The organism is Alteromonas sp. IB21, from assembly GCF_016405965.1.
Taxonomy (GTDB): Bacteria; Pseudomonadota; Gammaproteobacteria; order Enterobacterales; family Alteromonadaceae; genus Alteromonas.
In genome coordinates, this window is sequence record NZ_JAEFCD010000035.1 from 36,889 (window position 1) to 48,228 (window position 11,340).

An 11,340-nucleotide genomic window follows, 5' to 3' on the forward strand; every position below is an offset into this window, starting at 1 on the left:
AGGTATACTATTATTGTTTATGCCTTTTATACACTACTTTGCACAAAATATTTGGGGGATATATAGTGAAATGCTATAGTCCTGTAGAAGCTTTTCTAGTAGCGAGATGCCAACTGAACAAGTTCAAATACTTACCTTTTGTTTTATTGCTCTTAGTTTGTCTACCTAGTAATTCTAACCCAGAAAAGACGAAGCTATTTCTCAGTACTGAAAAATTGAGGAGTCTCACAAACAAGTTTGGCAACAAAAATGCCAATAAGATCGTTTCTTGGATAAACTTCATAAACAGAAAATCAGATAGAGAAGATTTAGAATCTTTATACGAAATAAATAACTTTTTCAACGAAATCCCATACTACACAGATATAAAACACTGGGGCAAGCCCGATTATTGGGCTACACCTGTTGAAATGCTGGGTACCAACGGCGGTGATTGCGAAGACTATGTAATTGCTAAATATTTTTCTTTACGCGCTTTAGGCATTCCCGACAGCAAATTACGCATGATGTTTGTTACCGCCCTTCGTCAAAATCAAGCCCATATGGTATTGGCCTATTACCCAGAACCTAATGCAATTCCTCTTATTCTTGATAATATAAACCCTCGTATTCTTCCCGCAAACAAACGCCCAGACCTTCGCCCTGTTTACAGCTTCAATGGTGAGGGCTTATATAAAGCAAAAGCACAAGGGCGCGGAACAAAACTTGGTGACTCACGCCATAAAATGTGGGACGACTTAACCAGCCGCATAGAGCGGGACTTTTAATAATAATAGGTAAGAACATGTCACTCACAAAGCAATTTAGCCTTGGTTTTCTTTTTGTGTTGCTGTTGGTTTTTTTTGGCACTGTGTACATAAATGTAAACAGTTTTCGTGCGTATGTTGAAAGCCAGCTGTCTTCTCACTCTCAAGACACGGCCACCTCGTTAGGGTTATCCATATCGCCTTATGTGGGCGATGAAAACAGCTTACCTATTGTTGAGACTATGGTTAACGCTATTTTCGATAGTGGTTATTATCAACGTATTGAACTTCGAAACACCGAAAATACCGTTTTGTTAGAAAAAGAAAACCCGCCTACTCCTCAAGGGGTACCAAACTGGTTTAGAGATTTATTTCCATTAAACCCACCTACTAGTGAATCAGAAATCAATTCTGGTTGGAGCATTGCTGGCGTAATGACAGTAACGTCTCACCCTGGTAAAGGCTATGCGCAACTGTGGGAGAACGCCCAAAGTACGTTTAGATTTACATTGTTACTTTTCATAGTGGGCAGTGCTTTGCTGTATGCGGTACTTCGCATTATTCTTACCCCGGTTTCTGCGGTAGTTCGCGCGTCGGAGCGAATTAGTGCCCGTGACTTCAGCGAAATAGAGGATGTGCCGCGCACTGAAGAGCTCAACTTAATGGTTCGCGCCATTAACAAAATGGCCAGTATTTTAAACAAGCAGCACAACGAACTTACCGCACAGGCGCAAAGCTATTACCAAAGCGCCTATGTAGATTCACTAACAAATTTAGGTAATAAGCTAGCACTTGATAATCGGCTAGCTAGATTGTTTGCGGATAAAGAGATGGCGCCTACCGGTTACTTGGTGATCATACGGTTATCTAGCCTGGGTGACGTAAACCAAAATGAAGGGGCGCAAACCGCCGACATTTATATAAACACGCTGGCACACATCGTTAAAAGCAAAGGCGCGGCATTATCGGCTGAAATTTACCGCGTGCGAGGGGGTGACTTTGTTGTTCTACTGGAGGGCGTTAACGAAACTCGCTGCTGTGATTTTTTAAATGACTTGTCTGAAGAGTTTTCTGCTCAATCGCTACCTATGTATACCCATGGTTTCGCCCATATAGGCGCGGCAAAATTTAACGAGTTCAGTAATAAGCAGCAATTATTGGAAAATGCAGACGCCGCACTAACGTCAGCTAAAAACACCACAAAACGTTGGCAGCTGGCCAGTGAACTAGAAACACGTATTAGTCAAAGTGAATGGCGTAAACAGTTTAATCGCATAATTCGCGACAACGCAGTAGATATAGTTCGCCAACCTGTTAAAGATTTTGACAATAACTTAGTATACTCGGAATGCTATGCACGATTTAGGGGAGAAAATGAACAAGAATATCTTCCAATGTCGCAACTTATTGCTGAATCGCAACATTTACACTACGCCGGTGAATTAGACACAGTAATATTGAAAAAAATACTGACACTTTTAAGTGCTGATGGGGCTGAAACAGTGGCAATTAATCTGTCTCCATTAACTCTGGCAGAGCGCATTTACATAGACAAATTCTTAGAACTTGTGAAAAAGGCGCCTGAATCGGCAGAACATTTAGTGGTAGAAATCCAAGAGGTGTGTTTACAAAACGCGCCAGAAAATACTCATTATTTGGCTAAAGCGCTGCGTAGCCTTGGCGCTAAACTCACTATAGAGCGCGTGGGCTCTAGCATTGCGGCATTTGCACACTTAAGAAAGCTAAGACCTAATTACATTAAATTAGATGGAAGCTTTACGCGAAATATTCACAAAATGGAAGATAACCAGTTCTTCGTTCGTTCGCTGGTTAATATTGCCCACGGTTTAAACATTATCGTTATTGCCGAGCTGGTTGAAGAGGAAATTGAGGCACAAACTTTGCAAGAATTATTCGTAGATTGTATACAAGGGTACATGGTAAGCGCACCTACTAAGTGGATTGAGTCTACCTGATTGGCAATTACATTTCGTTTATTATTTGCACTATGCAATGTTTACAGAGAGTGATATTCTTAAACCAGTAGTTTCATAGGCGTTGTGTTTACGCGTCACCTAATTTTTTTACCGGAGGATTTATGCGCAAGTATTTATCGTTTATTGCTGTAATGCTTCTTAGCGTTTCTTCGCTTTCATTTGCGCAAGATACGTCATCGGAAGACAACAGCGTTGAAGCAAGAATTGCTCAGGTTGTCGCACAATCTGAAGACACCGCTAGTGCGGTACAGGCTCTTCTGGCTGAAGGCAGCACCGAGTTAACAGAAACGCAAAAAGTAGCATTAGCATCGCTTCCAGCTGAAGCTCAGGCGTTCTTCATTGAATCAGTAGCTAGCGGTCAAGAAGCCACAGATGCAGCACTTACTACTGCGTCTACCCAGGCAGGTGTTACAACCGACATGGGCACAACGCTTTTTGAAGCGTTTTCACCAATGCTGGCTGAAACTAACCAAGGCAACTTGTTCCAAACTGCGGCAGGTGCCAGTGCAACAGGCCCAATCGGGTTTGGAACTGGTGCTGGTGGCGGCGGTGGTGGTGGCGCAGCAGCGTCAGGCAACTAGTTAGCAAAGCTATAAAATATTAAGTTCATATTTAAAGGCCTTAACAAAGGCCTTTTTTGTGCCTGCTCTTTTTTTAATTTACACTGACTAAAATACGTATACTGCTGTAATACAATATGAAGTACACCAAGAATTCGCCACAAGGAAAGGCCCCTTTTTTTTGCTTACTAGCACTTCTATTTTGGCTACCTATTCCCTTAGCAAGTAATCGCCCTTGGGCCTGGGGGTTAATGAACATAGCATGTTATTTTTTATTGTTTGCTAGCGTTTATGTAAACGCAGGTAACCTAAAGCAGGTTTTGCTAAAGCATAAGATACCATTAACACTTCTTTTTCTATTTTTCGTCTATAGCGTTATACAAATAATTCCCATGCCCCTTTGGCTGCTGCAGTACCTGTCGCCAGAAGCCGTATCGCTTTATAACGCTTCTTATTCTGGCGCTAGTGCCTTTGATAAAGCCTTTGAACACATGTATACCTTGGGAAACGCACATTACGCCACGTTATCAATAGATAGCGCCCAGTCGACTATTTCACTTTATAAGACTATTTCTTATATATCACTTTTTGTGTGTACGCTACTTCTTTGCAATTCAGCTCAAAGGATACGTACTATGCTACTAGCTGTTGTAGTAATTGGTGTTTTTCAAGCAACATATGGCGCGCTAGAAATTCTTTTTAGGCTAGACAACAGCTTAGTTTTTGGGTTACCAATACGCGGTATGGCCACTGGCACTTTTGTTTACAAAAACCATTACGCTAACTACCTTATGCTTTGCTTAAGTATGGGAGTGGGATTTTTGGTAAGCACTCTGCTTGCTCAAAAAAGTGCATCTCGAACAACTCAAAAGTTACGAAACTTCCTAGAAACGCTTCTCCACGGAAAAGCACTAGTACGAATAGCTCTGGCGATAATGGTGATCGCCTTGGTAATGTCGCGTTCTAGAATGGGCAATACCGCGTTTTTTGTCTCCATGTCGGTCGTAGGTTTACTCAGCCTGTTTTTAATAAAAAAACGAACGAAAGGGCTCAGCATATTAATTATTAGCATGTTTATAATAGACATGTTTATTTTAAGTGCATGGTTTGGGCTTGATAAGGTAAAAACTCGTTTAGAACAAACAAGCCTCTCACAAGAAACCAGAGATGAAGTAATAAGAGATAGCATTCCGCTTTTGCAAGACTTTGCGTTAACAGGCTCTGGAATGGGTAGTTTCTATGGCATTTTTCCCAAATACCAGGGGGAAGAGATAAAAGCATTTTACGATCATGCTCATAATGACTATTTGCAGTTTGCTGTAGAGGCTGGAATACCAGCCACGATTTTATTGTTTATGGTTCCCCTACTCTCCGCTGTAAGCTGCATAAAAGCGATAAGACAACGAAGAAACACACTAATGAAAGGTACAGCGTTTGGGTGCCTAATGGCTATTATTGGCATGGCCATTCATATATCTGTAGACTTTCCATTACAAGCACCAGCAAATACTGCGCTGTCTATGGTGATTTTAGCCCTTGGCTTTCAGGCGAACAATCGAGCTATGAGATAGAACCCTTCGTTTTTCTCAGTTGCCTAATATTTAAGAATAAAACTAGTGAGAGCAACAGAAAGTTGACGTACTTGGGTGAAGTTACTGAAGCCTGTGGCTTGAGGTGCGCTAATATCGATGCTTGGTCAAAACCAGAATCTATATATGATCCGCTGAGCAATTCACCTGTTGCAAAAAAGCTAATATACTGCGTACCAGTAACAAACGAAAATGACTGAGAGATGCGAGTAGTATTAGGGCTAGCGCCCCCACTCCCCGAAAATAGAGTATTAGTAAAAAGTAACTGTTGGTTACTATCAAATAGCTGATATCCCAAAGAAATTTTATCTTCTGCAAATATGGCTTCGGCACCAAATGTGAAAGTGTTTGTCAGGTCAATCTGAAGTGCATTTAAGTCAACAATTTGAAAAAGTGTAGTGACTGAAGGGTTTGGCCCTTCTACCCAAGGGGAAGCAAAACGAGTTCCGTCCGAAGACGCTAAAGAGTATGAGCCTATCGCAGCCCCAGATGTTACGCCCCACTCAATAGAAGGCGCACTTGGCAACAACTGACTCCAACCCGTTAGATCGCCTGTCTCAAAATCTCCATTAATTAAGATTTCAATAGGTCTTGCAGCAGCTATGTCGATAAAAAGGCAGAAGGTACAACAAACGAGTGTTTTTTTTAAAAACATACTGAAATTTCCCTATAGTTTATAATGTATGTTTAAAGGTGCTTTAAGTTAAAGATTTAGCAAAACTCGAACCAACATTTTTTTATCGAAATTTCAGTTGATTAGCGAGTAGAATACAAAAAACGTGTCCGTCCGGTAATCCCCACATTCAATTTATAAGTCAGCTACGGCATGGTGTTCTTTTTTGCTAAGGAGAATGACCATGCAGCAACATCAACGAAGAGACATCCAAGACTGGCTCAATATATTTGAACAACAAAAGCAAAGTGGACTCACCGCGGTGGAGTTTTGTCGCCAACAGCAGATTAATGTTCAAACTTACTACACCAGGCGTCGTGATATTCGGTTACAGCGAACAAGCAGCAAGTTTGTTCAGGTGAAGCGTGAAGTCACGAAGGTTGAGTCATACACAGAAGAAACCGATAGCGAACTTCTTCTGCAACTTGGAAATGCTCAACTTACCGTGCCAACAAATACTAATCCTCACTGGGTTGCTACCGTGATGAAGGCATTGGCCGAATGAAGATGTTCGTAGAGCCTGCTGATATTTACCTGTACATGGATATCGTCGACTTCCGTAAATCGATTAACGGCTTGATTGTCGTGGTTGAGCAGGATATGGGCCTTAATCCGTTTCGCGATGCACTGTTCGTCTTCTGCAACAAAAAGCGCGATAAGGTCAAAATACTCTATTGGGATAAAACGGGCTTCGCACTCTGGTATAAACGCCTCGAGAAGTATCGTTTTAAGTGGCCTGTCGATGCGAACTTAAAACAGATGCATATGAGTGAACAACAGCTACAATGGCTGTTATCGGGCTACGATGTCATAGGCCATCAGCCGTTGCACTACAACGCATCCGGCTTATAACCTGTGATCATAAGTAGCGATTAACGATCACGAAATAGTCTTAATAATGTAAGGTAATCAGCAGCTTAATACGGGATAATAGTGGTATGAACGAGAAAGAATACCAATCCCGCATCGCTGAACTTGAAGCGCTTCTTGAAGAGAAGAGCGCGCGGATTGCCTATTTAGAAGAACAGTTCCGTGTTGCCCAGCACAAGCAGTTTGGAAAAAGCACCGAAGGCCACTCTGGGCAAGGTGAGTTGTTCAATGAAGCGGAAGAGTTGGTTGTTGAGGCTGAAACTGAAACAGCTGAAGAAGCGATTAGCTACACTCGTAAAAAGCCTGTACGTAAACCGCTACCGAAAGACCTGCCTCGTGAAGTTATCGTTCACGACCTTACTGATGAAGAAAAAATCTGTGGCTGTTGCTCCGGCGACTTACATCGCATTGGTGAAGATAAGTCAGAGAAGCTTCAGTTTATCCCAGCTCAGGTCAAAGTGATTGAGCATGTTCGCCCTAAATATGCGTGCCGTACCTGTGAAAAGAACGGTATCAGCAACACGATTAAACAAGCGCCCGTACCTCACAGCGTGATTCCAAAAGGCTACGCAACGCCAAGCTTATTAAGTCAAATCATCACCAGCAAATATCAGTATGGGTTACCGCTTTATCGCCAAGAAGCGATGTTTAAACAGCATGGTATCGAGCTAAGCCGTAAAACCATGGCTGATTGGATAATCCGCTGCGCTGAGCTGTTTAAACCGCTTTATGAACAGCTTCATCAACATCTGCTAAAACAACCTGTTATCGCGGCGGATGAAACCACGTTGAAAGTTGTTGAGTCTGAGAAAGCGACAAGCTACATGTGGCTATACACCAGTGGCGCAGACTCTCCTAACGGTAATATCTCTGATGCAGAGATACCCAATATCGTGTTGTACGATTATCACAATAGTCGCGCTGGGCAATGCGCAGTAGACTTCCTTGATGGATATAACGGCTACCTGCAAGTAGATGGCTATCAAGGCTATGAGCAAACGCAAGCCACACTCATTGGTTGTTGGGCACATGCACGCCGTAAGTTCATGGAAGCCAAAAAAGGCGCAGGTAAAAAAGGCAGTGGCAAAGCAGATTGGGCTCTGAATCACATCCAAAAGCTCTACCGCATCGAAACTCAATTAAAAGATAAAACGGTGGAAGTGCGTTACCTCACCAGGCAAGAAAAGAGCCTGCCGTTACTCAATCAGTTCCATACGTGGCTAACGAAATCAGTCCAGCAAGTACTACCGAAAACCAAATTAGGTGAAGCGATACAATACTGCTTGAACCAATGGGAAAAGCTAGCGCGTTATACATTCGACGGCCAACTAAGTATCGATAACAATCGCGCTGAGCGCGCGATTAAACCGTTCGTGATAGGCAGGAAGAATTGGCTGTTTAGCCAAACTGCCACGGGCGCAAACGCCAGCGCAGTGCTCTACAGCATTATCGAAACGGCAAAGGCCAACGACCTCAATGTGTTCGAGTATATGATGATTTGCCTTGATGAACTCAGTCGGCCCAACGCCGATATCGAGCAACTACTACCATGGCAATTTGCGAAGCGTTAGGTGGGATTGCCAGACGTTTACCAAAAAACAATCAAAAATGTATAATTATTCGACACCAAAGCAGGTGCACTTGCGGTAGCTAATTGATGAATTTTTCTCAGGGTGAGAAGAAAAAATATTCGCCCTAGATAGAGCGTGTTGATAGCCTTCATTACCTCAGACTGCTTCGGCGTATTCTTGGAGCGATGTTACCTCGTGATTATATCCAGCGATATCGGCTAAAGTTTTTGCAATAAAAAAAGCGCCACGAATGGCGCTTTGTAAAAAAGTATTTTATTCAGCGGCTTCTACTTTTTAATTCTTCTTAAACTGCCTAGAGCAATTAAGCCCAAACCAAACAAAGCCACCATTGACGGCTCAGAAACTTCTCGCGCACGGTACTCATAAATTACTTCAACATCGCCGCTGGCTTCTGTTTCAAAAAAGGTTGCAAGATTACCAGACCCAGAAGCTGTAGAAGTACCCTTTGCGCCAAACCCTAAGCTTACAGTACCAGTGCCAGTAAATGCACTTAGTGTTAACGCATCGGTGTAAGACTCACTTACAAATTGAGAAGCAGTTAAGCCCGTGTATGTTATGCCCGAAGTCCCTCCAGCATCATTTGTTCCGTCATAAGCTGTCGCTTCAAATTGCTGTGTAAAAAGTGGGATCGAAATAACTAATGGCGCGTTAGATGTATCAAATAGAGTAAGTTCAACCGATATCGAAATATCAATTGTAGAAGCCGAAGCATCTCGGCTTTCAATCTCCGCTGAACCAAATACATCACCGTCAATTGAAAAACTCACTTTTGTAAGCTCGAAGTTAGGACCAAGGTCGAACAAATCGAATATTAAAGAAGTGCTGAAGTTGGTGGATTGGCGAGTAACACTATCCGATTGTGTAATCAACGCTGCGTTTGCCGCGCCAGATGAGGCGATGAGCAAAAAGCTGAACAGTAATTTTTTAAACATTTTTTTATCCTCAAAAGAGTTGCTTATTTTGATGCTGCCTGACTATCTATCGTAACGCTTGCGTTGACTATTTTTCGCATCAAACTATATATCTAACCACACTTATTCACTTTTAATGCACATTAAGTGCCAGTTTATTTTTCATTTTAATTTCAACAATTTAAATCTACCAACCCAGCCATTAGTCTTTAGTTGTAAATATATCTGACACGCTACAACTTTCGGTAGTTATGAGCTATTTTCAATTAAGTGCTCACGCCGCATAGCAAATACCATTTACTTTTAGTAATTAGAATTAAGCTTAATCTAATAAGACGTTATTGAATACATGTTCGAATTGATAAAATTAAAATTAAAGCGCCCAAAAACAAACCGCCAATAGGAGGTGTCGATGCACTAATGATTGACGGCTCTGGTTCAGAAACTGGGGCTGGCGGGTTGGTTTCGGGTATTGTAGCAGGTGGCGGTGTCGGCTCTCCCGGTGAAGGGGCAAATATGATTTCTCCTTGATAACTAATCACCGTTCCTCGTCTATCGAGATTCAGGCCTCTATCAAGCACTGTGTTACCATTTACGTCTAAAACCTCGTAACTACCCAACAAACTATCGAAATTGAACTCGAAGCTGAAACTATCTTTTTTCAACCTCAAATTTAGTCCGGTGCTATCGTTATAGACATATGAATAGGTGTCAGTTAGCAAGGCGCTATTTATCGTATTAAAATTATATACTGTGCTATCAGATGGGTTTTCCGCTCTTACTTGTGACTCAATAACATTATAAAAAGTACTTAAGTCGACAATTCCTTGGCTTATGAAAGAAGCACCAGGCGCGATAACATTAGCTACCCATACGTCATCGCCGTAACCGAATTCTCCCACTCCATTAGCGCCGTCAGTGTATAGTGAGGCGCTTGTTGCTGAATCATCGTATTTCACATTAAATACGCAATCGCTGGTTGAGTGCTCTGAACCTGCAGCACAATAGTTGGACCAGTCTACAGTGACGGTTCGAAGACCACCATAAGCCGCGAATGACGATAACAGTAAAGTGATAAAAGTTATTTTTAACAGTATTGAATTTTTGTGCGTCATAGCAATGTTCTCTAGTTTTTCGTTCCGGGCAATGTTTGTTCAAAAACTTGAATATGCTTTTATTGGAGACCGCTATATACGCAACAAAAACCTACTGCGTTATCAAGTGTATAGTTAAAAAGAGCAGAATAAATTACGAGAGAGTAACCTTAGTTTTCAGAAGCAAGAATTACACCTTTTAAATAATGTCTTTGAAATCTGATACATGGCATGAAAGTGGCGAGAAGCCAGTAATTTATGTAAAACGCTCTGACAGTAAGATAGCTGCTCTAGCGTATTTAGATCTGTGTCAGGCTAATTTACATTTTTTTTATTCTAGCGTTTTTTTGAAAATTAAATTTAGTTAAATCTAAGGGTTACGCTAAGGGCACTTATATTGCTTGAAACAGCCAACTAAACGTTATTGCATGTATCAATAGAAATGAAAATAAAAAATACCAAACGTGTTGCTTTATCTTTTCTAGCTATTTTACCTTTATTCGCTTTTGCTGGGCCAATTGCGCTATTAAAGGATCAAACCCTAACTAATCAATGGCAGACCTTTGAATTTGATAGCTCTTTTTCGGATGCCGCCATATTTTCTTCGATGAATGTAATTGTTGAAAACAACAGCATGCTTTATGAAGACTATACGTTTAATATAAAAAATATTGTAAGCGGTAATGGCACGAACAAAGGATCGTTTCAAGCAAGAGTAGATTGGGATTCAGCAAATGCTCCAGATACCTCAGTAAACGCAAGCTTTTTAATTGCTCAACGAGGTGTACACACTATTGGAGGAAGTGTGATAGAAATTGGCACTATTAATAGCTCGCCAGGGGAGTTTCAACACCAATTCACAACAGAGTTTCTTTCAAGGCCATTATTACTATTAGAACAGCAAACACAACAAAATGAAGGTAACGCTAATAGCTATGAACTAACCAAAGCCTCTGAAACCACCAGCTCTGGTTTTACTGCCGTTCGACAACAATCTAATAATGCATTATCGTCCTCTCTTGAAACCACAGCGTACATTGCTGTAAGCAAAGAAAACGAGATAATTGAAGAGGACGGCACAACCATAGTGCTTGGTGACCTCCTGTCAGACAATACACAACAAGCAAAATATTTTGACGTGCCCAATTTGTCTGAATTTGTCTTTTTCAGTGAAATAAACGGCGTTCAATCTTCACCAGGGGCAGTAACAGATACTTCTCAATTTACGCAATCAAACCGCTCTGATAGCACTATTATACCAATTGCATTAATTAATTGACCAAATTTATCCACTCTCTCCAACAGAGA

Annotated in this window: 11 protein-coding genes; 8 read left to right on the forward strand and 3 right to left on the reverse strand. The window is 41.5% G+C overall.

All coding sequences use genetic code 11. From position 1 onward, the window contains the following. Nucleotides 1-215: 215 nt before the first annotated feature. The 4 genes from JC525_RS18240 to JC525_RS18255 all read left to right on the forward strand — a co-directional run bounded on the left by JC525_RS18240 (nucleotide 216) and on the right by JC525_RS18255 (nucleotide 4,874). Nucleotides 216-767, forward strand: a complete 552-nt coding sequence (locus JC525_RS18240; RefSeq protein WP_233095292.1) for a transglutaminase-like cysteine peptidase — start codon at nucleotides 216-218, stop codon at nucleotides 765-767. Between the two features lie 17 nt (nucleotides 768-784). Next, nucleotides 785-2,722, forward strand: coding sequence for a bifunctional diguanylate cyclase/phosphodiesterase (locus tag JC525_RS18245; protein WP_198817321.1), 1,938 nt, complete (start codon nucleotides 785-787; stop codon nucleotides 2,720-2,722). Between the two features lie 122 nt (nucleotides 2,723-2,844). After that, a complete protein-coding gene (locus JC525_RS18250) occupies nucleotides 2,845-3,324 on the forward strand; it encodes a hypothetical protein (RefSeq protein ID WP_198817322.1) in 480 nt (159 codons plus the stop codon). Nucleotides 3,325-3,938: 614 nt separating this feature from the next. Continuing rightward, entirely contained in the window at nucleotides 3,939-4,874 is a 936-nt protein-coding gene (locus tag JC525_RS18255; protein ID WP_198817324.1) for an O-antigen ligase family protein, read from the forward strand. Here JC525_RS18255 and JC525_RS18260 read toward each other — a convergent pair. Next, nucleotides 4,864-5,547, reverse strand: a complete 684-nt coding sequence (locus JC525_RS18260) for a hypothetical protein (protein ID WP_198817326.1) — start codon at nucleotides 5,545-5,547, stop codon at nucleotides 4,864-4,866. The two genes, JC525_RS18255 and JC525_RS18260, sit on opposite strands and share 11 nt — an antisense overlap. 202 nt (nucleotides 5,548-5,749) lie before the next feature. Between JC525_RS18260 and tnpA the strand changes: the two genes are divergently transcribed. The 3 genes from tnpA to tnpC all read left to right on the forward strand — a co-directional run bounded on the left by tnpA (nucleotide 5,750) and on the right by tnpC (nucleotide 8,006). Beyond that, the gene (gene tnpA / locus JC525_RS18265; protein ID WP_015067775.1) at nucleotides 5,750-6,070 is read left to right on the forward strand and encodes an IS66 family insertion sequence element accessory protein TnpA; all 321 of its coding nucleotides are present in this window, start codon (nucleotides 5,750-5,752) and stop codon (nucleotides 6,068-6,070) included. Beyond that, entirely contained in the window at nucleotides 6,067-6,417 is a 351-nt protein-coding gene (tnpB, locus tag JC525_RS18270; RefSeq protein ID WP_015067774.1) for an IS66 family insertion sequence element accessory protein TnpB, read from the forward strand. The genes tnpA and tnpB overlap by 4 nt, the downstream gene beginning before the upstream one ends. A gap of 86 nt (nucleotides 6,418-6,503) precedes the next feature. Next, the gene (gene tnpC, locus JC525_RS18275) at nucleotides 6,504-8,006 is read left to right on the forward strand and encodes an IS66 family transposase (RefSeq protein ID WP_198817336.1); all 1,503 of its coding nucleotides are present in this window, start codon (nucleotides 6,504-6,506) and stop codon (nucleotides 8,004-8,006) included. A gap of 287 nt (nucleotides 8,007-8,293) precedes the next feature. Here tnpC and JC525_RS18280 read toward each other — a convergent pair whose 3' ends face one another. Together JC525_RS18280 and JC525_RS18285 are read right to left on the reverse strand one after the other, a co-directional pair. Beyond that, nucleotides 8,294-8,959 (reverse strand): choice-of-anchor E domain-containing protein, encoded by a 666-nt coding sequence (locus JC525_RS18280; RefSeq protein WP_198817338.1) that lies wholly within the window; start codon nucleotides 8,957-8,959, stop codon nucleotides 8,294-8,296. 317 nt (nucleotides 8,960-9,276) lie between these two features. After that, nucleotides 9,277-10,053 carry a hypothetical protein gene (locus tag JC525_RS18285; RefSeq protein ID WP_198817340.1) on the reverse strand — a complete coding sequence of 259 codons (777 nt, stop codon included), beginning with the start codon at nucleotides 10,051-10,053 and terminating at the stop codon, nucleotides 9,277-9,279. Nucleotides 10,054-10,474: 421 nt separating this feature from the next. On the opposite strand from JC525_RS18285, the gene JC525_RS18290 reads away from it, so the two are divergent. Continuing rightward, nucleotides 10,475-11,311, forward strand: coding sequence for a hypothetical protein (locus JC525_RS18290; protein WP_198817341.1), 837 nt, complete (start codon nucleotides 10,475-10,477; stop codon nucleotides 11,309-11,311). The last annotated feature ends 29 nt before the right edge of the window (nucleotides 11,312-11,340 follow it).

What these genes read in the sequence shown, in the direction of transcription:
- JC525_RS18245 (WP_198817321.1), top strand. Translation starts at nt 785, where the DNA reads ATGTCACTCACAAAGCAATTTAGCCTTGGTTTTCTTTTTGTGTTGCTG.
- JC525_RS18250 (WP_198817322.1), top strand. Translation starts at nt 2,845, where the DNA reads ATGCGCAAGTATTTATCGTTTATTGCTGTAATGCTTCTTAGCGTTTCT.
- JC525_RS18255 (WP_198817324.1), top strand. Translation starts at nt 3,939, where the DNA reads ATGCTACTAGCTGTTGTAGTAATTGGTGTTTTTCAAGCAACATATGGC.
- JC525_RS18260 (WP_198817326.1), bottom strand. Translation starts at nt 5,547, where the DNA reads ATGTTTTTAAAAAAAACACTCGTTTGTTGTACCTTCTGCCTTTTTATC.
- tnpA (WP_015067775.1), top strand. Translation starts at nt 5,750, where the DNA reads ATGCAGCAACATCAACGAAGAGACATCCAAGACTGGCTCAATATATTT.
- tnpB (WP_015067774.1), top strand. Translation starts at nt 6,067, where the DNA reads ATGAAGATGTTCGTAGAGCCTGCTGATATTTACCTGTACATGGATATC.
- tnpC (WP_198817336.1), top strand. Translation starts at nt 6,504, where the DNA reads ATGAACGAGAAAGAATACCAATCCCGCATCGCTGAACTTGAAGCGCTT.
- JC525_RS18280 (WP_198817338.1), bottom strand. Translation starts at nt 8,959, where the DNA reads ATGTTTAAAAAATTACTGTTCAGCTTTTTGCTCATCGCCTCATCTGGC.
- JC525_RS18285 (WP_198817340.1), bottom strand. Translation starts at nt 10,053, where the DNA reads ATGACGCACAAAAATTCAATACTGTTAAAAATAACTTTTATCACTTTA.
- JC525_RS18290 (WP_198817341.1), top strand. Translation starts at nt 10,475, where the DNA reads ATGAAAATAAAAAATACCAAACGTGTTGCTTTATCTTTTCTAGCTATT.